Below are 20785 nucleotides of genomic sequence, written 5' to 3' on the forward strand. Positions count from 1 at the left end.
CTTACTCCATTATGCTTGGGTTAGGCGCCGTCATCGACACGCGCACGAAAAGTCAGGTCGATCCTGCGACGGCTGCCACGGGTCTCGCGCCGGGCGCGGGCGCGCCAGAACTGCATCGCTATGGCGCGGCCCCGGGTCAGCGTCATCTCCACCCCCTCCAACGCGTCGCTCACGGCACCGGCCACCTGTTTTGCCTCCAGAAACCCGGCCGCCTCGCTGACCACCGTCACCGTCAGCCGGTGCCACGCGCCCGCCGCAGTGCCATCGCCGCGCGCGCGCGCGTCCTCGGGGCCGAGCGTGACGTAAAGCGGCGGCACGGCACCCTTGGGCACCGCGTCATAGATCGCATCGCCCAGATATGCGGCCAGCGCCGCATCCCCGCGCAACCGCTCGAACACAGCTTGTTGCAGCGCCGCTGCCACGCCGTAACTCATGTCACCACCTCCTCTTCGGCCCAGAGCGTGAGCAACCGCCCTTCTGCATCCTGCTCGGTCACTGACAGGATGGTGAACACCCGCCCGTCATCACGCAGCCGCTGCCCCGGCTCCGGGCGCTGCGGGCTGCCCTGCGGCGCGGCGCGCACGGTGATCCGAAACGCCGCCCGCGCCACGCTCACCCCCTCGCCCTCAGCCTCGCGCCCCGTGCGGGCACGCAAATCGGCCCAGAGCGTACCGCGCACCTCCCAGGTTGTGATAAACCCGCCCGCTCCGTCGGGGCTGCGCGCCGCCGCCTCCAGCACGAGGGGCCGGTTGAGCCGCACCGCCATCACCGCGCCCCCCCACCCAGCAGACGCACCGTGCGATAGCGCTCGATCAAGCTCGACACACCAAAGGGCATGCAGCCGCCGCTCAGCCCGGTTTCATGCCGATATTCATAGTAATGCGCCGCCAGCATCAGCACCGCCTGCGCCAGATCCGACGACAGATCGCCCCATGCCGCGCCATAACCCGCACGAAACACGATCTCGGCCACGCCACCCGGCGCAATCGACGGCAGGAACGTGCCCGCCGGACGCAACACCGGGCGATGCGCGTCGCGCTCCAGCCGGTAGAGCGCGGGCGCGATCACCTCTTCCTCATCGTCGCGATTGCGCAACGTCAGCCGCAGGATCGCAGTCACCGGTGCGACCGGCAACGCCTGCCCCACGGCATCGGACCAGGCGCTCAACACCCAGGAAAACTCCCGCTCCAGCAGCACCTTGCCGGTGCGCGCCTCGATCGCCACCAGGGCGGCCCGCAGGAAACTCTCCAACACGGGGTCCTGGATATCGCCATCCGAAAACCCCGTCCCCAGCCGCAGATGCGCCTTGAATTCCGCCAGCGGCAGCGCGGCCAGGGGCACCGCGGTCTCTTCCATCAACATCATGGACCTACTCCATATATCCCGGACCCCTCCGATCAGTGAGGCGCGCGCCGCCCGGCGTTGCACAGACGGAGGGGGGTGACTGAACAACGCCCTGTCAAAGGCCACGCGCGCCCCGGACGGGGGCCAAACCGCCCCCGCCCCGATCACCGCCCCTTACGAGACGGCGAAGCGCAAAAGCTTGATCGCCTTGAAATCGCTCACATCGCCGCCCACGCGCTTGGTCGCGTAGAACAGCACATGCGGCTTGGCGCTGTAAGGATCGCGCAGCACCCGCAGATCGGGCCGCTCGGCCACCGTGTAGCCCGCGCCGAAATCACCGAACGCGATGGCATCCGCGCCGCTCGCGATATCCGGCATGTCCTCGGCGATCAGCACCGGATAGCCCAGCAGGCGCGCAGGCTCTCCGGCGGCCAGACCGTCCGACCACAGGAACCGCCCGTCGGCATCTTTCATCTTGCGGACGGCCCCGGCAGTGCGCGAATTCATCACGAACGTGGCATTGGCCCGGTATTGCGCACCCAGTGCATAAACCAGGTCGATGATCGGATCAGGCCCGCCGATATCACCATCCACGCCGGTGGGCACATAACCCAGATTGCCCCAGGCCCATACGTCGTTGTCGATCGCCGGATGCGTCAGGAACCCGCGCGGCTTGTCCACCCCATCACCCGCGATGAAAGCCGCCGCCTCGGCGCGCGCGAACTTGTCGGCGATGCGCCCCGCCAGCCAGCTCTCGACATCAAAGGCACTGTCATCGAGCAGCCGCTGCGACGCCTTCGGCAGCGCGCTCAACTCGTGCAGCGGGATGCTGATACGGTCGATCACCGGCGTGTCGCTCTCGGCCACGGGGCCGGTCTCGGTGGCCCAGCCATGGCCCACATCGGCATGGTCAATGAGCACGTCAAAACTTGTCGCCTCGACGGCCACGACGTTGGCGACGGCACGAATCGATGCGGTCGAACTCAGCACCGAACGGATCGTCTCGGCGGTCTGCGGATCGACCAGATAGCCGCCCTCACCGGCGACCGCAGTGTTGAGCGCCTTGCCCTCAAGCTCCAGCCCGCGCAACCCGTCATCATCGCCTGCCCGCAGATAGGCGTCGAACGCCTTGCGATGCGGGGCGCCCGCGTCGGTGGCGGCGGCCAGATGCGGACGCGCCATGGCGATTGTCTTACGTTCAAACATGGTCATCTTCTCTTCCTGCTGTTGAAGTCGTTTGTGAATGTCGGACTGAAAGCCCTTGAATTCTCTCAGGAACCCCACCACGGCGGTGCTTACCTCTGCCGCCGGAGACAGATCTTCCCCGGCCCGAGCCTGCGCTTGGGTTGTCATCGCTCTTCCCTTCAGCTTGGTCTGGTCGCGCGGGGTCTACGTCCGCGCCATCTCCCGGCGGGCCGCGTCGAACACGGCCGCCAAATCACGCAAAGTCTCGTCCTCCGGGCGTTCACCCTTGGCCGCCACCCGCGCACTGGGCAGCATCGGAAAGGTCACCAGCGACACCTCCCATAGCTCCAGTTCCTGCAAGAGCCTGCGGCCCTTGTCGCTCTTGGTCGCGCGCAGGGTCCGGTAGCCGATGCTCAGCCCGTCAATCGCCCCCGCCGCGATCAGCGCCACCGCCTCGCGCGCGCGCCACGCTCTCCAACAACCGGCCCTTGACATAAAGACCGCGCGCATCCTCGCGCACCTCATCCCAGATGCCGATCGGCTGCGACGGATCGTGCTGCCACAGCATCTTGACGCGCCGCCCCTCAGCGGCCAACCGCTTGAGGCTCGCGGCATAGGCTCCTTTGGCCACCACGTCGCCGCCCTGATCGGGCGCGTCGAACAGGCTCGCATAGCCTTCGATCCGCCCCTCGTCGCTGACACTCAGCGCCGCGCCCTCAAGTCGCGCGAACTTGCGCTCAAGTCCGTTCTCCATCGACCTCATCCTTTCGTTTTCAAACTCACGGCAACGCCGCGAGTATCGGCTGAAACGCCTGCACCAGAATCGCCGCGACCACGCCGTAAACCGCCAGCCACAACCGCCGCTCCAACCGTTCCAGCGCCGCTTCCAGCCGCTCCAGCCGCTGCTGCATCGCCGTCACCTGCAACTCCGAGACCCGTTCATGCGCCTCCAGCCGCAGCGCGGGTGCGCAATCAAAGGGCTCGAACCCGTAGCGCGACGGTGGCGCGCCCTCAGCCATCCGCATCCCCCTGCGCCAGGGCGGGCAGGCCCAGCAACTCGCGTTTTTCCGCCGGGGTCAGGAATTCAGCCTGCGCCACCCGCGCCCATTGCGTATCACGCTCCGCCGACAGCGCCGACACCTGATCGAGATCGGGGCGCAGCTCGAACGCCTCACCGGCCATCCGCGCCAGCCATGCCGCCACCGCCGCCGTGACACGGGCCGCCAATGGCAACACAGTCAGCCGGTAAAACGCCCGGTTCGCCTCCTGGTAATTGGCGAATGTCGCGTCGCCGGGTATCCCCAGCAACATCGGCGGCACCCCGAATGCCAGTGCGATCTCGCGTGCCGCACTCTCTTTGGTCTTCTGGAATTCCATGTCCGACGGGCTGAACCCCATCGGCTTCCAATCCAGCCCGCCTTCCAGCAGCATCGGGCGGCCTGCATTGCGCGCGCCCTGATGATGCGCTTCCATCTCGCCCACCAGCCGGTCATACTGGTCCGAACTCAGCGCACCCTGCCCCTCGGCCCCCTTGTAGACGATCGCCCCCGACGGCCGCGCGGCATTGTCCAAGAGCGCCTTCGACCAACGGCTCGCGGCGTTGTGCACATCCACCGCCTGCGCCGCCGCCTGCAAGGGCGACAACCCGTAATGATCATCCTGCGGATGAAAGCTCTTGATATGGCAGATTGAAGATGCGCCGTCGGAAACATCAAAGCGATGCTTGCGGCCCGCCACAGCATATTCATAGGCGACAGGCCAGCCATCCGCACCCGGCACCACGCTCATCCGGTCAGAGCGCAGCACGTGCAATTCCACCGGCACGCCGACCGCGCCCACGGCCTCGACATAGGCATTGCCGGTCAAGAGCAGCTGACCATAAAGCGCCTCGAACAACTCCGCCCGCCCCTGCGCCGGGTTCGGCATCTTGATCAGGCGCAGGACCGGATGCACCGCAAAGCGTTGCTCGGCATCCTGCAGGATCAGCGGCAAGGCGGCGGCGGCCTCGGCGATCATCTTGACACAGCGAAACCCCACCGGATTGCCAGCAAAGCCCGTGCGCGCAAGGCTCACCACGTCGCGCGGGCTCCAGGCCACGCGCCCGGCCCCACCCCAGGCGACGACCCGGCCCGTCGCGCTCGCCTTCTGCTCAGGGACCGCCTGCGCCTGAGCCTCGCCACCCTGCCGGAAGAAATCCAGTATCATCGTCCCGCTCTCCTTGATCCCACATCCGTTCAGGCCTCTTGCCCGCTTGATGAGGATCAGACCCCGAAAGGTTTAAGGAAAGTAAACCGGTGCGTACGCCGCCTCAGCCCGGCGACCGAGCCCCCAACGACACCCGACCGGTCTGGGCCATCGCCGCGCTCAATTCCAGGCTCAGCACCTCCCAGAGCCGCTGTAACCCCTCCTCACCTGCCGCCGCGATGGCGAATTGCAGGATGCGCCCCAGAAAGGTGAAATCGGCCCCTAGGGTCAGCGCCTTGAGGACATCCTCACCCGAGCGCAGCCCACTGTCATAGAAAAGCGGCATTTCCGGCCCGACCGCAGCACGGATGCGCGCCAGCGCCTCGATGGGCGGCGGCGCGCTCTCAAGTTGGCGCGCGCCATGGCTGGAGACCTGGATGGCATCCACACCCGAGGCCGCCAGCCGCACCGCATCCTCAACTTCCAGCACCCCCTTGACCACCAACTTGCCCGGCCACATCTCGCGCAGCCGCGCCAGCGTGTCCCAGGTGGCGCGCGCCCGACTTTCGGTGCGATCAAAGGCATAGCCCGGCCTCTGGAAATTCGCCATCTCCGGACGGCCATGCAAAAGCGTGCGCAGCGACCATGACGGGTGCAGCGCGAAATCGAGAAATTGCCTCGGCCCAAGCCTGAACGGCATGGTAAAGCCGTGGCGCAATTCGCGCGGGCGACGGCCCAGTTCCGGCACGTCCACGGTCAGGATCAGCACCTCATAACCCGCATCGCGCGCGCGCTCGGCCAAACGAAAGGTGCCGCTGCCATCGCCGCTGAAATAGAGCTGAAACCACGCCTGCCCCTCGGCGACTTCAATAAGTCTTTCCAAGGAGGTAGAGGCCACAGTTGACACGCCCAAAGGCACATTCTCGCGCGCTGCCAGCCGCGCCAGCATCAGGTCGGAACCGGGGCCAGACAGGTTGCACATCCCCATCGGCGCAATGCCAAAAGGCCGCCCGGCCCGCCCGGCAAACAGTGGCACGCTCAGATCACGCGCGCTCACATCGCGCAGGATGCGCGGGGTCAGCGGGATCGCATCCAATGCCGCGCGATTGCGCGCCGCGCCTGTCTCGCGCCCCGCCGCGCCGTCTATGTAGTCAAACACCATCCACGGCAGGCGGCGGCGGGCCAGACGGCGCGCATCCTCGGCGCTGTGGATATGCGCAGCGCGGCCCAAGGGATCAGCGCGTCACATGCACCGCGCAGGGCGCATGCCGCACGACCCGCGCGGCGGTCGAGCCAAGGAAATAATCCCGAAGCCCCGGCTTGTGCGAACCGATGACGATGCAGTCGGCCTTTATCTCGGTGGAATAATCCACGATCGTGCGATAGCTGTGGCCCTTCTTGAGCACCGGTTTGACCTCCGGATGCTCCGCCAGTTTTTCGGCCATGCGCGTACGCGCCATCTCGAACCCGGCGCGCACCATCTCTTCGTCAAGATAAGCCCCGACCGCGCCGCTCGGTGTCTCGTAGACATGCAGCGCGATGATCTCTCCACCATCGTGCAAAAGTGCGCGGGCAATCTCGAGGGTTTCCGGCGAAAGCCCGTGGTCGAGGGCCATCGGCACGAGAATGCGTTTATACATGATGTCGACTCCTTTTCAGATGCCCCGCGCGCTACCCGGCGGGATCAAGAATGATCTTGGGCGCGGCAACTCGGCCCGCTCGCAGATCGGCAAAGGCCGTGGCCCCGTCCGACAGCCCTCGCGTCTCGGTCCAGTCGAGGGGGCCAAGCCGCCCGTCATAGATCGCCTGTGCTGTGTCACAGAAATCCTGCGCGGTATAGGTATAGGTGCCGATGAAGGTGATTTCCTGCAAGGTCATCTGCCGGATATCGAGCCCGCCCGAATCCTCACCCAATCCCACATGCGCGATCACCCCGCCCGGCGCGGCACAGGCCGAGGCTACGGCCCGGGTCGCGGCATAGCCCACGGCGTCGATCACCAGACCGAACTGCCCTGCTGCCTCTTCCACCACATGCAGCGCGCAGCACTCGGCCAGATACGCCCGGCGCGCCGGGTTCGGCTCGGATAGGGTGACATCAACCACGCCCTGCGCCACCAGCGCCAGCGCCGCCGCCAGCCCGATGGCCCCACCACCGATCACCAATGCGGCCTCTGGCACGCCCGGCCCACGCGCCGCAATGGCCAGCCGTACCGCGTGCCAGCTCACGGCCAGCGGCTCGGCCAGCGCGGCCTTTGCCAGCGCCACATCGGGCGGCACTGACACAAGGTTCCGCGCGGGCATCGCGACGTATTCGGCAAAAGCCCCCTCGCGCGGTGGCATCGAGATGATCTGCCGCGCCGCGCACAGGTTCTCGCGTCCCGCGCGGCAGGCATCGCAGACCGAGCAAGTCACCAACGGGTTGATCGTCACCCGTTCCCCCGCGCGCGGCCCGCCCACAATCACGCCTGCCGCCTCATGCCCCAGGATAAGCGGCGCGGGGCGGCGTGCGTCATGGCCCAGATAGGCATGCATGTCCGAGCCGCAAATGCCCACCGCAGACACCCGGATCAGCTCCTCACCCGCGCGCGCTCCAGCATCCGGCACATCGCGCATCACAAGGGTTTCGGGGCCTTCATAGATCAGTGCCTTCATTTCGCAGTAAACCCCCCATCGACCATCAGAACCTGCCCGGTGACATAACGCGACGCCTCGGAACATAGAAACAGCAGCGGCCCGTCCATATCAGACAGATCACCATTGCGCCCGATACAGGTCTGCGCCGCGTTCCTTGCCGCACGCTCCGCGTCGCCAAAGATCGCCTGCGTCAATTCAGTGGGGAAAAATCCCGGCCCGATGGCGTTGGCGGTAATGCCGTCGCGCGACCAGGCCTCGGCCATGGCCCGGGTCAGCTGCGCGATCCCTGCCTTGCTCGCCCCGTAGGCGATGCCACCGGGAAAGGCACGCGTGGTCTGAAGAGAGGCGAAATTGACCACCCGCCCCCAGCCATCCGCGCGCATGCCGGGCACCAGCGCCTGCGTCAGGAAAAACGGCGCAGTGAGGTTGAGGGCAAGCGTCGCGTCCCAGCCCTCGGGCGTGACCTCATCGGCGGCCTGCCGCGTGTTCACTCCCGCCGCATGCACCACGATCTGCGGCGCACCGAACGGCGCGCGGATCGCGGCCACGGTCTCGGGCAACGCGTCGCGGTCTGCCACGTCCGCCGCGACATAGGCCGCATGAACGCCGGCCTCTGCCGCCCAATCTCGCAAGGCGTCCTCGCGCCGGGCCACACCCACGACGTGCGCACCCGCACGCGCCAGTACCAGCGCCGCATGCCGCCCCAGACCGGAACTCGCCCCGGTGACACAGGCAACCCTGCCCTTCACACTGAAGATGTCGTCAGCCATTGGCGGTCAGATCAAAGGTTTCATCGGGGAAATACTTGGCCAACCGAACATCGGCGGCGCGGGCATGCCCCTCCATCCCTTCAAGGCGCGAGATGCGGGCCGTCGCCTCGGCGATGGATTTCGCCCCCTCGCGCGTGGCCCGCTGCCATGTGACGATCTTCATGTATTTATGCACGCTCAGCCCGCCGGTATAGCGCGCCGCACCAGAAGTGGGCAGCACATGGTTGGTGCCAGCCGCCTTGTCACCATAGGCCACCGTCGTTTCCTCGCCCAGAAACAGCGAGCCATAGCAGGTCAGCCGATCCAGCCACCAATCAAGATCCCCGGCCTGCACCGTCAGGTGTTCGGGCGCATAGGCATCGGAAGTGGCCGCCATCTCCTCGCGGTCGGCACAGAGGATCACCTCGGCATAATCACGCCACGCGGCGGCAGCGTTCTCGGCATTCAGCTCCGGCAGATCGGCGATCAATCCGGGAACTCGGGCCATCACGTCCTCTGCCAGCGCGCGATCATCGGTCACCAGCCAGACGGGAGAGTTGTAACCATGTTCGGCCTGGCTCACCAAATCCGTCGCCACGATATGCGGATCGGCACTGCTGTCGGCGAGGATAAGGCTGTCAGTCGGCCCGGCGATCATGTCGATGCCCACCCGGCCAAAAAGAATGCGCTTGGCCTCGGCGACGAACTGATTTCCAGGCCCCACGAGGATATTGGCACGCGGCAGCCCGAAGAGGCCAAAGGTCATCGCCGCCACGCCCTGCACGCCGCCCATGGCAAGGATCTGATCCGCCCCGCAGATATGCGCGGCATAGACAATCGCCGGGTTCACGCCCACATCCGGGCGCGGCGGTGAACAGGCGGTGATATGGCGGCAACCCGCGACCTTGGCGGTGGTCACAGTCATGATCGCGCTCGCGATATGGCTATAGCGTCCACCCGGCACATAGCATCCCGCCGCGTCCACCGGGATCGCCTTTTGCCCCGCGATCATGCCCGGCACCACCTCGTGCTCGACATTGGCAACGGTCGATTTCTGCATCTCGGCAAAGCGGCGCACATTGTCATGGGCAAAACGGATATCGGCCTTGAGCTTTTCAGGGACAAGGGCGCAGGCCCCCTCGATCTCGGCTTGCGTCATCAGGACGTTGCCCTCGTATTTGTCGAACTTCGCAGCATATTCCAGCGCCGCATTGTCGCCCCCCGCCTCGATATCGTTGAGGATGGCGATGACCGTATCATGCACGTCGCCCGCATTGGAGGCGGAGGTGAGGCTAGCTTTCTTGAGATATTCCAGAGCCATGTAAACAGGTCCTATTTGTAGATGTCAGGCAAAAGCGTGGTTGAGACGGCGGGCACATAGGCAATCAGCAAGACCACCACAAACATGCCCAGAACGAAGGGCACCGCGCGCCACGCAATCCGCAGGATCGACTCGCCGGTGATGCCCGAGACGACGAAAAGGTTAAGCCCCAGAGGCGGCGTGATGAAGCCCACGCCAAGCGCCGTGATCATCATGATGCAGAACTGGATTTCGTTCATGCCGATATTGTCGGCCAGCGGTTTCAGGATCGGTGCCAGAATCACGATATTGGGCGTGGTTTCCATCACGCAGCCTGCCGCGATCAGGATGCCGATCATCATTAGGATCAGCAGCCACGGCTCATCGGTCAGGCCGGTGACGGCGGTGACAAACCCCTGCGGCACGCCCATGATCGCCAGCGCCTCGGCCAACGGGGCCGAAAAGGCGATGATCGGCAGAATCACCCCGTTGACCTTGGCCGAACTCACCAGCATCGCGGGGAAATCCGCAAGGCTCAGCGTGCGCAGTATGAACCCCATGAGGATCGTCACCACGACCGCCGTCGCCCCCGCCTCGGTCGGCGTGAGCCGCCCGGAAAAGATGCCGTAAAAGATGATCCCAGGCACGATGAACGCATACCAGCCTGAGCTGAGCGCGCGCCCCAGATTGCTCAGCCATTCGCCAAAGGACAGCATGCCGCCACCCTCGTAATCGTAGATCCGGTTGACGATGATATTGCTCACAAGGATCGACAGAAGGATCGCAAGCCCGGGAATGAGTGCTGCCATGAAGAGGGTCGAGGCCGAAATCCCCAGCACGAGGCCAATGATGATATACGCGATCGAGGGCGGGATGAGGATGCCGGTGCAAGCGCCTGCCGCCACCAGCGCGCAGGCGTAGGGGCGCGGATAGCCAGATTCCACCAGCCGGTCGATGGTCATCCGCCCGACCGCCGCCGCCCCCGCAGCGTCCGACCCCGAAATCGCCGCAAACATCCCGCAGACCAGCACCGTGGCCGAGCCGAAGCCCCCCTTGGCAAAGCAGGTCAGCGCCTCGGCCACGTCGAGGAACTTGCGGCTCAACCCCGTGCGCACCAGCACATCGCCGGTCAGGATGAACAGCGGCACGGCCGTGAGCGCAAAGGCGTCGATGCCGGTGAACAGGCTCTCGCCCACAAGGCTGAGCGGTAGATCGCCCGACATCACCAGCATGATGATCGCCGCCGATCCGATGGCGGCCCAGACCGGTACAGCGAGCGCGATCAAACCGACGAATAGTATCACCGGAAGGTAAAAATCCCACCCCAGCTCCACGGTTTGTTCCATCGCACCCCAAAGCATCGCGCGCCCTCAATCAAAGAGTTTGTCGCCCTCGAAGACGGGCGTGCCGTCCCGGAGCGATCTGAAATCCCGCAGCAGCGATTGCACGAGACGAAAGAGCATGAGGGCAAAGCCGACGGGCACCGCCATGATGAACCACACCATCGAAACCCGCAGCCCAGCGCTGACCGAGCCGAACTTGGCCGAAACCAGCACTGCCTCCCACGACCAGTAAAGCGCCACCATCGCAACCGCGACCATTACCAGATCGCCGAAGATATAAAGCAGCGCCTTAGGCCGTGGCCCAAGGTAATGCATCACCACATCGATCCGGATATGCGCGCGTTCCTTGACCGCCGCAGCGGCCCCGATCCAGGCGAGGTAGATGAAGGAATAGCGCACGATCTCTTCGCCCCAGACCGAGGAGTAGGAAAAGACTTCACGCCGGATCACCTCGACCGCCATGGTGACAACCAGCATCACGTAAAAGACCAGAAGCAGCCAGCGTTCGGCGTCGCGGTCAAGGCGGCGCAGGATGGACATGGGCGTTCTCCTCGGGCGTGGTCAGTCGGGGCCCACCCGCGCGGCAAGACCGCCGCGCAGGGGCACGGGCATTGGGCTGATGGGGCGCGCAACCGCGCCCCCCGCAGGGCTCAGGCGTCGTGAACGTAGTAGCGGCTCTGCGTACCGGCAGCCTCGACCAACTTGTCGAACACCTCCATCGAGCCTGCAAGCTCGGTCTTGTAGCCGTCCCATTCGGAGCGCTGATAGCCCACCGTGTCCTGCCACTCGGCCAGTTGGTCGTCGCTCAGCGAATGGAACTCCACGCCCGACTTGCGCATTTCGGCCATGGCATAGGTCCGCGCCGAGGGCACCTTGGCAAGGTTCTGCTGGAAACTCATCTCCGAGGCCCATTCGATCGCCTCCTGCACGTCGCCGGGCAGACCGTTGAACCATTCCAGATTGCAGGCATAGGTCTGGCTGTCGGGCACCGCCTGGGTAAAGGTCACATGGCTGAGAATGTCCTTGAACCCGAAGGCATAGAGCGCGCCCACCGCCGGGTCGAGCGCATCGGCCACACCCTGTTTGATCGCCGAAGGGGTTTCGCCCCAGGCCACCGGTGTGGGGTTGGCCCCGCCCATGCGGTAAAACTGCTGCAGCATCTTGGAACCGGGCACGCGGAACTTGATGCCCTGAAGGTCGCCGGGCGTCATGATCGCGCCACCGCCACCCTTGCGCACTGCCATCACGCGCGGGTCGATGCAGAAATAGAACATCGGCTTGAAGCCACGCGCCTCGACCAGCGCATTGACCTCTTTCTTCCAGATATCCGAGGTCACGAGGTTCACGAAGCGTTGATTGGCACCACAGAAATACGGCATGTTGATTAGGTCCACCGTCGGCGCGAAGGGCGCGAAATTCGACAACGAGAACTGACCGGCATTGACCGTGGCGCCCTGAACCTTCTGCGCGAGCGCCGATCCGACGCCCAGCTGCCCGCCGGGGGCCAGCTTGACATAGATCTTGCCGTTCGAAGCGTTCTGAAGGTTTTCCTTCACATCAAGCTGCATCATCGGATAGGCGCGCGACGTGCCGATCACATATTCCGTCGCCAGCGTCATGATGTGATCAGCGGCGCGTTCGCGATCGCTTTCCTCCTTGGCGGTCTGTGCCACGGCCTCACTCGACCACAGCATGCCCCCCGCACCCGCCACGAGGGCTGCGGTAAAGCTGCCGGTGCTTGCGAGTTTCAGGAAATTCCGGCGCGCGGCCGAGTCGAGTTCCTTGCGTTCAGTATCCAAGATCATCTCCTCCCATTTCGACGATCAGCCGTCTGACTTGTTCCGTCTGTCGGCTTCTTTCTTCAGGATCGCCACGACGAAAAACGTCGACGCGGCGACCAGAACCAGCATCTCTCCGACATCACTCAGCGGCACGGCCACACCCGACGCGCCAAGCGCGACATTCGCTGTAAAAGCGGCAAAACTCAGGATCGCAAGCACGAGCGCCATGGATGTTCCTCCCGGACGGAATCGGTTCTTGCTTCGATGTAAGCGCTTGCATTAGAATATTGCAAGCGCTTTCATTTGGTTTCCCGTGATCCGAGGCTAAAGGCTGCTCGTTCATAAATCGCGCATGAGGGATTTGGAAAATCCGAAGATGACCCCGATAACCGATCCCCACCCTGCCCCGACGCTCGAGGATGTCGCGCGCGCAGCACAGGTCTCGACCGCAACGGTCTCACGCTGTCTCAACACGCCCGACAAGGTCTCCGAACTCACCCGCCTGCGCGTGATGGAGGCCGTGAGCAGGCTCGGCTACGCGCCTAATTTCGGCGCGCGCGCCATGGCGTCGCGGCGCACGCGCACCATCGGTTCGGTCATCCCGACGATGGAGAACGCGATTTTCGCACGCGGGCTTCAGGCCTTTCAGGAAGAGTTGCGCACGCTTGGCTATCAGTTGCTTGTCGCCTCCTCGTCCTACCGACAGGAGGTCGAGGCAGAACAGATCCGCTCGCTGGTGGCGCGCGGAGCGGACGGGATCATGCTGATCGGCCATGACCGGGCACCTCAGGTGACCGAATTCCTGTACCAGCGCGGCCTGCCGGTGCTGGTCACATGGGCCTATGATCCGGCGCAGTCGGCTGTCTCGGTCGGCTTCGATAATCGTGGCGCGATGCGGGTGCTTGCCGAGAAAACTCTAGATCTGGGTCATCGTGAAATCGCGGTGATCACGGCACCGCTGGCCGACAATGACCGCGCCCGCGCCCGGGTCGGGGGCATCCGCGACGCCATGACAGCGCGCGGGCTATCGGTCGCGAGGTTGCCGGTGATCGAGACCGACTACGGCATAGAGACCGGCGGCGATGCCTTCGAGGCGCTGATGCAGACCCACCCGCGCCCCACGGTGGTGATGTGCGGCAACGATGTGCTTGCCGTCGGCGCGGTCAAACGTGCCCGCGCGCTCGGGCTGTCGGTGCCGGGGGAGGTATCAATCACCGGCTTTGACGATATCGACATTGCCTCGGTGGTCGATCCCGCCCTGACGACGGTCCATGTACCGCACCGCGCCATGGGGGCGGCGGCGGCGCGGCTCTTGACCCGGATGATCGAAACGGATGCGCCGGTCACCTCCGAAGAGTTGCAAGCACATGTGACATGGCGCGAGTCGCTCGGGGGGCCACCGGAATAGGACCTTACAGAGGCATCTGCACGTCACTTGCTGCAACCCCGTGCCGTTTCGGAAATAAGTCGCGCATTGGCAGCAGGCGTCAATGGCAGATCGAGGCCACTCTCTCACGCGCCCTTGTCATCCTCTTCGGTCCCATGATCGCGGAACAGGCGGCTTTGCGTCATGAAGAATACAAAGATCGCCGCCGTCAAGCCAAACGTCTTGAAATAGACCCAGATTTCCTCGGTTTGCGTGCGCCAGATCGCCTCGTTTAAAACGGCCAGACCGAAGAAGAACAGCATCAACCGCCGCGTCAGGATCATCCAGCCCCGATCGGTCAGCGGCATCACCCCTTCCATCACCACCTGCAACCAGGATTGCCCGCGCATGAGACCGACACCCAGAACCCCGCCGAACAGCAGGTAGATCATCGTCGGCTTCATCTTGAAAAAGCGCGGATCGTTGAACCACACGCTGAGCCCGCCGAAGACGACGATCAGCACGGCGGTGACGATCTGCATCCGCGACAGATGGCCCGTCAGTTTCCACAACAGCGCCATCGACATCAGAAAGATCGGGATGAACCCGGCGGTGACGACGATGAACCCGTCATAGTCGATACCACCGATCGTGAACACACGGTCCTTGAGCCACAAATAGGCGGCGAAGAACACCAGCAGGGGTCCGAACTCCAGAACCGGCTTGGCCCATTTGGGTGGGGTTTTCTCGATCATCGCACTCGCCTTGCCTGTTGTTTTACCCGCTTGTCGCGCGTTCATCCGCCGAATTCAACTATGACCGCCCCGGTGGCAATCAACCCCATGAGCGCGATCCTCCGCGGCCCCACGGTTTCCTTGAGCACCAACCAGCCAATCAGCGCGGCAAAGACGGTCGAGGTCTCGCGCAGCACCGCCGCCTCGCCCACCTTGTCGAGCCGCGTGGCCAGCATGATCGACCCGAAGGAAAAGAACGCCACCAGCCCGCCAGAGACACCGCGCAGCGCCAGCGGGCCAATCGCGGGTCTCGCCACCATGTTTCGCCACCGCAGCCCGGCAATCGGCAGGATGCTCATCCCATCGAGGAAGAAAAACCACGCGAGAAAGGTAAAGGGATCGGCCGCCGCACGGATGCCGTACGCGTCATAGGTCGTATAGAGCGCCACGAACAGCCCCGTCGCCACGGCAAGGCCAAGCGCCAGCGGCATGGTCTCGCGGTCGAGCGTCAGCGTGCGCAGGTTATAGACCGCAAGCCCGTAAATGCCACAGAGCAGCACCGCAATGCCCGTCCATTGCACCGGCGTGAAAAGCTCGCCGAAGATGAACCACGCCCCGATCACGGTGAAGAGCGGCCCGGTGCCGCGCACCACCGGATAGACGACCGTGTAGGCACCCTTGGTGTAGGCCATCGCCTGCAGGATCTTGTAGCCGATGTGAATCAGTACCGCGCCTGCAAAGATCGGCCACATATGCGCCTCGGGCCAGGGCGCGACGAAGAGCGCGAAGGGCGCGGCCATGATGCAATAACTGAGGTCGATCGCCCCTCGGCTCAGCCACGGATCATGCCGCCCCTTCTGCAACGCGCCAAACACCGCATGCAGGAAGGCCGCAGCCAGCGCCAGCACCATGGCAAGGTTACGGCCCGCCTCGGTGCCCTCGAGCGAGATCAGCCAGTCGCTCATGCGACCTGCCTCGCATCATCGCGACAGGTCGTGCTAGGGTGGCAGGCAGCACGAAGGAAAGGCGGCATGGACCAACATGTGATCGAGACTATCACCAACGAGCTGTCAGGCACATTCAGCGCCGTGCCGCCACTCGTTGCCGCCACCCGTCTGGTCGCGGCGCTCGCCCTCGGGGCCGTGATCGGGGCCGAGCGTGAAAGCAAGCGGAAACCGGCGGGCCTGCGCACGCATATGCTGGTGTCGATGGCGGCCTGTCTTTTCATCCTGGTCAGCCAGCAACTCGCCGCCCTGCCCTTCGGGCCCGAGGATGCGTTGCGGGTCGATCCCCTGCGGCTGATCGAGGCGGTGACCGCGGGCGTCGCCTTTCTGGCCGCCGGTATCATCTTTTCCTCGGGAGGCGAGGTCCACAACATCACCACCGGCGCATCCATGTGGCTGGCCGGCGCAATCGGGCTGGCCTGCGGCTCGGGGCAGATGCCGCTTGCGGCCATGGCAACCGTGATCGTGCTCGTGGTGCTGTATGCGCTGCGCCTGGTGGAGCGAAAATAACGGGGCACACGTCGCGGTGACGTGACCGATCTGAATATCATTGCACATCAAGTCCCGTGAGCGCTGCGGCGAATTCCTCGGGATCAAAGGGGGCGAGATCGTCGATCTGCTCGCCCACCCCGATGGCATGGATGGGCAGTCCGAACTTGTCGGCAAGCGCCACCAGCACACCGCCCCGTGCGGTGCCGTCGAGCTTGGTCATCACAAGGCCCGAGACATCGGCGAGCTTCTGGAAGATCTCCACTTGACTGAGCGCATTCTGACCGGTCGTGGCATCGAGCACCAGCAGGGTGTTATGCGGCGCGTCGGGGTCCTTCTTACGGATCACGCGCACGATCTTGGACAGCTCTTCCATCAGGTCGGCGCGGTTCTGCAAGCGGCCCGCCGTGTCGATCATCAAAAGGTCCGCGCCATCGGCTTCGGCCTTTGTCATGGCGTCATAGGCAAGGCTGGCGGGGTCCGATCCCTCGGGCGCGGTCAGCACCGGCACGCCGGCGCGCTCGCCCCAGATCTGCAACTGTTCGACGGCGGCGGCACGGAATGTATCGCCCGCCGCGATCACCACGGATTTTCCGGCGGCCTTGAACTGGCTGGCCAGCTTGCCGATGGTCGTGGTCTTGCCCGATCCGTTGACGCCCACCACCAGCACCACCTGAGGGCGCTTGGCATAGATCGGCATCGGGCGCGCCACCGGCTCCATGATCCGGGTGATCTCGTGCGCCAACGACTCCTTGATTTCCCGAGCAGACAGCCGCTTTCCCATCCGCCCCTCGGCCATATTGGCGGTCACGCGCATCGCGGTCTCAACGCCCATATCGGCGGTGATCAGCAGTTCCTCGAGGCTTTCGAGCATGTCATCGTCCAGCGCGCGGCGGGTGATGACCCGCTCTTCGCCGCGCCCCAGAAGCCGACCGAGAAAGCCCGCGCGCGGGGCAGCGGCAGGCAGATCATCGGGGATTTCCATCGGCGCGGGGGTGGCGATGGCCTCGGGGGGGGGCTGCGGTACCTCCTGGGGTCGCTCGATCGGCTGCTCTACCGGGGTCGGCGGCGGGGTCTCATTCGGCTGCGACGGTATGACGGGCGGCTCAGGCTCGGGCCGGGGCGGCGTTGGGGTCTCCGGCTCTGGCTCGGGGCGGGGCGGGGTCTCCGGCTCGCCGCCATCTTCAACAATGGCCTCCAGCCCCTCGTCCAGCTTGGACGAGGACTTGAACAGCCGTTCCTTGAGTTTCGAGAAAAACGCCATGCGCCCTCCGATCCGCGTGTCACCCCTGACCTAATGCGGATCGGCGGGATATGGAAGACTGCGTCGGCCTCAGATTTCGTCGGCGAAGTGCTTCATCGTCAGGCGAATCGGGTTCGGCGCGGCCTGACCGAGACCACAGATCGAGGCATCGGCCATCGCCGTGCACAACTCTGCCAGAAGCGGCTGATCCCAGGTGTCGGCCTGCATCAGCTTGACCGCCTTTTCACAGCCGACCCGGCAGGGCGTGCACTGCCCGCAGCTTTCATCCTCGAAGAACCGCAGCATGTTGAGCGCGGCATCGCGCGCGCGATCATGGTCCGACAGCACAACAACAGCGGCTGAGCCGATAAAGGTGCCGTGCGGCTGCAACGTGTCGAAATCCAGCGGCACGTCATCCATCGACGCAGGCAGCAGACCCGAGGACGGCCCGCCCGGCTGGTAAGCCTTCAGCGTATGCCCATCGAGCATGCCACCGGCCGCCTCGATGATATCGGTGATGGTGGACCCTGCTGGCAGCAAATGCACGCCGGGGTTTTTCACCCGCCCCGAAACCGAGTAGGAGCGCAGCCCCTTGCGCCCGTTCTTTTCCACGCCGGAGAGGATCTCGCCACCCTCGCGCAGCACCCGCGTCACCCAATAGAGAGTTTCCACGTTGTTGACGAGCGTGGGGCGGTTGTAGATCCCGACCTGTGCGACGAAAGGTGGCCGGTGACGCGGCAACCCGCGCTTGCCCTCGATCGATTCGATCATCGCCGATTCCTCGCCGCAGATATAGGCCCCCGCGCCGCGGCGCAGTTCGATATAACCCTCTGCGACAATAGCTTCGTCTTCCAAGGTTTTGATCTCACGCCGCAAAATCTCCAGAACGGCGGGGTACTCGTCGCGCATGTAGATAAAGCAACGCTCGGCCTCCACCGCCCATGCGGCGATCAGCATACCTTCGAGAAAGACATGCGGTTCACGCTCCAGATAGTAGCGATCCTTGAAGGTGCCCGGCTCGCCCTCGTCACCGTTCACGGCCAGATAGCGCGGGCCCTTCTCGGTGCGCACAAAGCCCCATTTCTTGCCCGACGGAAAGCCCGCCCCGCCAAGACCGCGCAGCCCCGAATCGAGCAGGATCTGCTGCACCGTCTCGAAATCGCCATTCGTGCGCAGTTCGGCGAGTTTGCTGTAGCCACCAGAAGAGGTATAGGCCGCAAAGTCTTGATATTCCGGGATGTGTGCGTGGGTATCCGCCGCCGCAATCGCCGCCTGCACCTTTTCCAGCGTGGCGTGATCAATGTGGTTGTGACCGAGTTCCAGCACTGGCGCGGTATCGCAGCGGCCCATGCAGGGCGCGCGCAGCACGCGCACTTGCGCCGGGTCCATGCCGTCCTCCAGCGCCTCCTTGAGCGCCTGTGCCCCGGCCAGCTCACAGCTGAGCGAATCGCAGACCCGGATGGTCAGCGCAGGCGGCGGCGTCTCGCCTTCCTTGACCACGTCGAAATGCGCGTAGAAGGTCGCGACCTCGTAGACCTCGGCCTGCGCGACGCGCAATTCCTCGGCCAATGCGCGCAGATGCGCGGCCGAGAGATGGCCGTATTCATCCTGAATGAGATGCAGGTACTCGATCAGCAGATCCCGCCGCCGTGGCCCGTCGCCCAACAGCGCGCGCACCTCCTCCCATGCCTGATCCTCGAGCTGGCGGCCCTTGGGCGTGCGCCGCCCCTTGCCCTTGCCTGATTTCCAAACGCCTTTGCGCTCATCCAGTGCCATGTCCTCATCCTCACTTTTGCCAAGACGATGGATACCGCCCCCCTTCCTGCTCTGCGGGATCAAAAACGACATTTGCCCTGTCAGATGCGTTCCGGGCCAAGAATATCACGAAATCCCGCCGGTTTTGCCTTTTGCGCGCCGCAAATATCGCGTTCATATTGACCTAAGACCCCAGCATGACAAGCGGGCCAAGCGTATGTCTCTTTTTGCCATTGCCACCACCCTGCCGATGCTTCTCATCGCACTCGCCGCATTTCAGGGCGGTCCGTGGGGCTGGCTGGCCGTCGGCTATGTGACCGTGCTGGTCTTCGCGTTCGACCGATTGATCGCCCTGCAACGCCCCAATCCCGACCCTGAGGCAGAGTTTCCGGCGGCCGACTGGTTGCTGGTCGCGCTTGGACTGGTGCATTTTTGGGTGCTGGCCCTCGCGCTCTGGGGCGTCGCGGGTGACAGCGGGCGTAACCTCACGGAGAGGGCCTTGCTTGCCATCGCCGTAGGCCTCGTGAGCGGACAGATCGCGCATCCGGTCGCGCATGAGTTGATCCACCGCGCCGGGCGGGGCAAGCGGCGGCTTGGGCGGCTCATCTATACCTCGCTGCTCTTCGGCCACCACGCGAGCGCGCATCTGCATGTTCACCACCCCCATGTGGCAAGCGCCGAGGACCCGTGCAGTGCCCGTCCGGGCCAAGGGTTTTACTGCTACATGGCACGGGCCTGGCCCTCAGCCTTTCGCGCCGGGCTGCGGGCCGAGACACGACGCCATGGCACGCGCGCAGCCTGGCGTCACCCTTACGCGCTCTATCTCGGCGGCGCGGCGGCGCTCCTGCTGGTCAGCGGCGCGCTCTTCGGCTGGCGCGGGCTGGCCGCGCTTTGCTTCATCGCAGGCTATGCCCAGATCCAGATCCTGCTGTCGGATTACGTGCAGCACTACGGGCTGCGCCGCACTGTGGGGCCGAACGGCCGCAAGGAACCGGTCGGTCCGCAGCATTCGTGGAACGCGCCGCATTGGTATTCCTCGGCTATGACGCTGAATGCGCCGCGCCATTCCGATCACCACGTCACCCCGCAGCGCCCCTATCCCGCGCTGCAACTGGACCCCGGTCAAATGCCGGTACTGCCGCACTCCCTTCCGGTGATGGCGGTAATTGCGCTGGTGCCGCCGCTCTGGCGGCGGATCATGGACCCGCGCGCGGCGCGCTGGCGCGGGCAGGTTCCCTCTGGCGAGGCGCCGCGCGATCTGGCAAGCTGACGCCATGCGAGCCCTGATCCTTGTCATCGCCGCCCTCGGCACCCCGGCCCATGCGCAGATGCGCGCCGCGGAATTTGATGCCTACACGCGCGGCCATACCTTCCATTACGGCGCGGGCGGGCAGGCCTATGGCGGTGAGGAATATCTCGACGGCCGTCGCGTGCGCTGGTCGTTCCTAGATGGCGAGTGCCAGGAGGGATATTGGTACGAACAGGACGAGCTGATCTGTTTTGTCTACGAGAACCGGCCTGATCCGCAATGCTGGAGCTTTGAGCGCACCGGCAACGGATTGATCGCCCGCTTTGCCGGTGACACCGCCATGTCGGAGCTTTACGAGGTCGAGAAATCCAGCGAACCGCTGCTGTGTCTGGGGCCCAGGATTGGCGCTTAGTATAGATTTTTAG

The 20785-nt window shown here is 64.8% G+C and carries 23 protein-coding genes and 1 pseudogene; 4 read left to right on the forward strand and 20 right to left on the reverse strand.

Annotated elements, in window-relative coordinates; translation table 11 throughout:
* Positions 1-20 precede the first annotated feature (20 nt).
* The 16 genes and pseudogenes from BHD06_RS16270 to BHD06_RS16345 form a co-directional block, all read right to left on the reverse strand.
* Positions 21-434 carry a DUF3168 domain-containing protein gene (locus BHD06_RS16270; protein ID WP_080458036.1) on the reverse strand — a complete coding sequence of 138 codons (414 nt, stop codon included), beginning with the start codon at positions 432-434 and terminating at the stop codon, positions 21-23.
* A complete protein-coding gene (locus BHD06_RS16275; protein WP_080458037.1) occupies positions 431-766 on the reverse strand; it encodes a head-tail adaptor protein in 336 nt (111 codons plus the stop codon). The genes BHD06_RS16270 and BHD06_RS16275 overlap by 4 nt, the downstream gene beginning before the upstream one ends.
* Positions 766-1365, reverse strand: coding sequence for a head-tail connector protein (locus BHD06_RS16280; RefSeq protein ID WP_080458038.1), 600 nt, complete (start codon positions 1363-1365; stop codon positions 766-768). The genes BHD06_RS16275 and BHD06_RS16280 overlap by 1 nt, the downstream gene beginning before the upstream one ends.
* 153 nt (positions 1366-1518) lie before the next feature.
* Positions 1519-2697, reverse strand: a complete 1179-nt coding sequence (locus BHD06_RS16285; protein ID WP_080458039.1) for a phage major capsid protein — start codon at positions 2695-2697, stop codon at positions 1519-1521.
* Between the two features lie 36 nt (positions 2698-2733).
* A pseudogene (locus tag BHD06_RS16290) lies at positions 2734-3292 on the reverse strand (HK97 family phage prohead protease).
* Positions 3293-3308: 16 nt separating this feature from the next.
* The gene (locus BHD06_RS16295; protein WP_080458092.1) at positions 3309-3548 is read right to left on the reverse strand and encodes a hypothetical protein; all 240 of its coding nucleotides are present in this window, start codon (positions 3546-3548) and stop codon (positions 3309-3311) included.
* Positions 3541-4734 carry a phage portal protein gene (locus BHD06_RS16300; RefSeq protein WP_080458040.1) on the reverse strand — a complete coding sequence of 398 codons (1194 nt, stop codon included), beginning with the start codon at positions 4732-4734 and terminating at the stop codon, positions 3541-3543. The genes BHD06_RS16295 and BHD06_RS16300 overlap by 8 nt, the downstream gene beginning before the upstream one ends.
* 103 nt (positions 4735-4837) lie before the next feature.
* The gene (locus tag BHD06_RS16305) at positions 4838-5944 is read right to left on the reverse strand and encodes an alpha-hydroxy acid oxidase (RefSeq protein WP_080458041.1); all 1107 of its coding nucleotides are present in this window, start codon (positions 5942-5944) and stop codon (positions 4838-4840) included.
* A gap of 4 nt (positions 5945-5948) precedes the next feature.
* Positions 5949-6353 carry a universal stress protein gene (locus tag BHD06_RS16310; protein WP_080458042.1) on the reverse strand — a complete coding sequence of 135 codons (405 nt, stop codon included), beginning with the start codon at positions 6351-6353 and terminating at the stop codon, positions 5949-5951.
* 31 nt (positions 6354-6384) lie between these two features.
* Positions 6385-7365 (reverse strand): zinc-binding dehydrogenase, encoded by a 981-nt coding sequence (locus tag BHD06_RS16315; protein ID WP_080458043.1) that lies wholly within the window; start codon positions 7363-7365, stop codon positions 6385-6387.
* Positions 7362-8117 (reverse strand): SDR family NAD(P)-dependent oxidoreductase, encoded by a 756-nt coding sequence (locus BHD06_RS16320; protein ID WP_080458044.1) that lies wholly within the window; start codon positions 8115-8117, stop codon positions 7362-7364. Before BHD06_RS16320 ends, BHD06_RS16315 begins: the two co-directional genes overlap by 4 nt.
* Positions 8110-9417 carry a histidinol dehydrogenase gene (gene hisD / locus BHD06_RS16325; RefSeq protein ID WP_080458045.1) on the reverse strand — a complete coding sequence of 436 codons (1308 nt, stop codon included), beginning with the start codon at positions 9415-9417 and terminating at the stop codon, positions 8110-8112. Before hisD ends, BHD06_RS16320 begins: the two co-directional genes overlap by 8 nt.
* 11 nt (positions 9418-9428) lie before the next feature.
* A complete protein-coding gene (locus BHD06_RS16330) occupies positions 9429-10757 on the reverse strand; it encodes a TRAP transporter large permease (protein WP_080458046.1) in 1329 nt (442 codons plus the stop codon).
* A 9-nt stretch (positions 10758-10766) separates the two neighbouring features.
* Entirely contained in the window at positions 10767-11279 is a 513-nt protein-coding gene (locus BHD06_RS16335) for a TRAP transporter small permease (protein WP_080458047.1), read from the reverse strand.
* A 110-nt stretch (positions 11280-11389) separates the two neighbouring features.
* A complete protein-coding gene (locus BHD06_RS16340; protein WP_139784766.1) occupies positions 11390-12538 on the reverse strand; it encodes a TRAP transporter substrate-binding protein in 1149 nt (382 codons plus the stop codon).
* Between the two features lie 24 nt (positions 12539-12562).
* Positions 12563-12748 carry a hypothetical protein gene (locus BHD06_RS16345; protein WP_080458049.1) on the reverse strand — a complete coding sequence of 62 codons (186 nt, stop codon included), beginning with the start codon at positions 12746-12748 and terminating at the stop codon, positions 12563-12565.
* 148 nt (positions 12749-12896) lie between these two features.
* Here BHD06_RS16345 and BHD06_RS16350 point away from each other — a divergent pair, with 148 nt between their 5' ends.
* Positions 12897-13928: a LacI family DNA-binding transcriptional regulator gene (locus BHD06_RS16350; RefSeq protein ID WP_080458050.1), complete on the forward strand. Its 1032-nt coding sequence runs from the start codon at positions 12897-12899 to the stop codon at positions 13926-13928.
* Between the two features lie 104 nt (positions 13929-14032).
* Here the strand turns inward: BHD06_RS16350 and BHD06_RS16355 are convergent, their stop codons facing one another.
* Both BHD06_RS16355 and BHD06_RS16360 read right to left on the reverse strand, forming a co-directional pair.
* Positions 14033-14641 carry an inner membrane-spanning protein YciB gene (locus tag BHD06_RS16355; protein WP_080458051.1) on the reverse strand — a complete coding sequence of 203 codons (609 nt, stop codon included), beginning with the start codon at positions 14639-14641 and terminating at the stop codon, positions 14033-14035.
* Positions 14642-14682: 41 nt separating this feature from the next.
* Positions 14683-15585, reverse strand: coding sequence for an EamA family transporter (locus BHD06_RS16360; RefSeq protein ID WP_080458052.1), 903 nt, complete (start codon positions 15583-15585; stop codon positions 14683-14685).
* A gap of 66 nt (positions 15586-15651) precedes the next feature.
* On the opposite strand from BHD06_RS16360, the gene BHD06_RS16365 reads away from it, so the two are divergent.
* Positions 15652-16134 carry an MgtC/SapB family protein gene (locus tag BHD06_RS16365; RefSeq protein WP_254892445.1) on the forward strand — a complete coding sequence of 161 codons (483 nt, stop codon included), beginning with the start codon at positions 15652-15654 and terminating at the stop codon, positions 16132-16134.
* Positions 16135-16171: 37 nt separating this feature from the next.
* On the opposite strand, the gene ftsY is transcribed toward BHD06_RS16365, so the two are convergent.
* Together ftsY and BHD06_RS16375 are read right to left on the reverse strand one after the other, a co-directional pair.
* Positions 16172-17377: a signal recognition particle-docking protein FtsY gene (ftsY, locus tag BHD06_RS16370; RefSeq protein ID WP_080458053.1), complete on the reverse strand. Its 1206-nt coding sequence runs from the start codon at positions 17375-17377 to the stop codon at positions 16172-16174.
* 69 nt (positions 17378-17446) lie between these two features.
* The gene (locus BHD06_RS16375) at positions 17447-19132 is read right to left on the reverse strand and encodes an NAD(P)H-dependent oxidoreductase subunit E (protein ID WP_080458094.1); all 1686 of its coding nucleotides are present in this window, start codon (positions 19130-19132) and stop codon (positions 17447-17449) included.
* A gap of 196 nt (positions 19133-19328) precedes the next feature.
* Between BHD06_RS16375 and BHD06_RS16380 the strand changes: the two genes are divergently transcribed.
* Together BHD06_RS16380 and BHD06_RS16385 are read left to right on the forward strand one after the other, a co-directional pair.
* Positions 19329-20381 carry an alkane 1-monooxygenase gene (locus BHD06_RS16380; RefSeq protein WP_080458054.1) on the forward strand — a complete coding sequence of 351 codons (1053 nt, stop codon included), beginning with the start codon at positions 19329-19331 and terminating at the stop codon, positions 20379-20381.
* A 4-nt stretch (positions 20382-20385) separates the two neighbouring features.
* Positions 20386-20772: a hypothetical protein gene (locus tag BHD06_RS16385; RefSeq protein ID WP_080458055.1), complete on the forward strand. Its 387-nt coding sequence runs from the start codon at positions 20386-20388 to the stop codon at positions 20770-20772.
* The last annotated feature ends 13 nt before the right edge of the window (positions 20773-20785 follow it).

The sequence above is a fragment of the Roseovarius sp. A-2 genome (assembly GCF_002072155.1).
In the GTDB taxonomy this organism is placed as follows: Bacteria; Pseudomonadota; Alphaproteobacteria; order Rhodobacterales; family Rhodobacteraceae; genus Roseovarius.

What these genes read in the sequence shown, in the direction of transcription:
- BHD06_RS16280 (WP_080458038.1), bottom strand. Translation starts at nt 1,365, where the DNA reads ATGATGTTGATGGAAGAGACCGCGGTGCCCCTGGCCGCGCTGCCGCTG.
- hisD (WP_080458045.1), bottom strand. Translation starts at nt 9,417, where the DNA reads ATGGCTCTGGAATATCTCAAGAAAGCTAGCCTCACCTCCGCCTCCAAT.
- BHD06_RS16320 (WP_080458044.1), bottom strand. Translation starts at nt 8,117, where the DNA reads ATGGCTGACGACATCTTCAGTGTGAAGGGCAGGGTTGCCTGTGTCACC.
- BHD06_RS16365 (WP_254892445.1), top strand. Translation starts at nt 15,652, where the DNA reads ATGGACCAACATGTGATCGAGACTATCACCAACGAGCTGTCAGGCACA.
- BHD06_RS16300 (WP_080458040.1), bottom strand. Translation starts at nt 4,734, where the DNA reads ATGATACTGGATTTCTTCCGGCAGGGTGGCGAGGCTCAGGCGCAGGCG.
- BHD06_RS16355 (WP_080458051.1), bottom strand. Translation starts at nt 14,641, where the DNA reads ATGATCGAGAAAACCCCACCCAAATGGGCCAAGCCGGTTCTGGAGTTC.
- BHD06_RS16295 (WP_080458092.1), bottom strand. Translation starts at nt 3,548, where the DNA reads ATGGCTGAGGGCGCGCCACCGTCGCGCTACGGGTTCGAGCCCTTTGAT.
- BHD06_RS16335 (WP_080458047.1), bottom strand. Translation starts at nt 11,279, where the DNA reads ATGTCCATCCTGCGCCGCCTTGACCGCGACGCCGAACGCTGGCTGCTT.
- BHD06_RS16285 (WP_080458039.1), bottom strand. Translation starts at nt 2,697, where the DNA reads ATGACAACCCAAGCGCAGGCTCGGGCCGGGGAAGATCTGTCTCCGGCG.
- BHD06_RS16380 (WP_080458054.1), top strand. Translation starts at nt 19,329, where the DNA reads ATGTCTCTTTTTGCCATTGCCACCACCCTGCCGATGCTTCTCATCGCA.
- BHD06_RS16360 (WP_080458052.1), bottom strand. Translation starts at nt 15,585, where the DNA reads ATGAGCGACTGGCTGATCTCGCTCGAGGGCACCGAGGCGGGCCGTAAC.
- BHD06_RS16345 (WP_080458049.1), bottom strand. Translation starts at nt 12,748, where the DNA reads ATGGCGCTCGTGCTTGCGATCCTGAGTTTTGCCGCTTTTACAGCGAAT.
- BHD06_RS16310 (WP_080458042.1), bottom strand. Translation starts at nt 6,353, where the DNA reads ATGTATAAACGCATTCTCGTGCCGATGGCCCTCGACCACGGGCTTTCG.
- BHD06_RS16275 (WP_080458037.1), bottom strand. Translation starts at nt 766, where the DNA reads ATGGCGGTGCGGCTCAACCGGCCCCTCGTGCTGGAGGCGGCGGCGCGC.
- BHD06_RS16385 (WP_080458055.1), top strand. Translation starts at nt 20,386, where the DNA reads ATGCGAGCCCTGATCCTTGTCATCGCCGCCCTCGGCACCCCGGCCCAT.
- BHD06_RS16350 (WP_080458050.1), top strand. Translation starts at nt 12,897, where the DNA reads ATGACCCCGATAACCGATCCCCACCCTGCCCCGACGCTCGAGGATGTC.
- BHD06_RS16330 (WP_080458046.1), bottom strand. Translation starts at nt 10,757, where the DNA reads ATGCTTTGGGGTGCGATGGAACAAACCGTGGAGCTGGGGTGGGATTTT.
- BHD06_RS16315 (WP_080458043.1), bottom strand. Translation starts at nt 7,365, where the DNA reads ATGAAGGCACTGATCTATGAAGGCCCCGAAACCCTTGTGATGCGCGAT.
- BHD06_RS16375 (WP_080458094.1), bottom strand. Translation starts at nt 19,132, where the DNA reads ATGGCACTGGATGAGCGCAAAGGCGTTTGGAAATCAGGCAAGGGCAAG.
- BHD06_RS16270 (WP_080458036.1), bottom strand. Translation starts at nt 434, where the DNA reads ATGAGTTACGGCGTGGCAGCGGCGCTGCAACAAGCTGTGTTCGAGCGG.
- ftsY (WP_080458053.1), bottom strand. Translation starts at nt 17,377, where the DNA reads ATGGCGTTTTTCTCGAAACTCAAGGAACGGCTGTTCAAGTCCTCGTCC.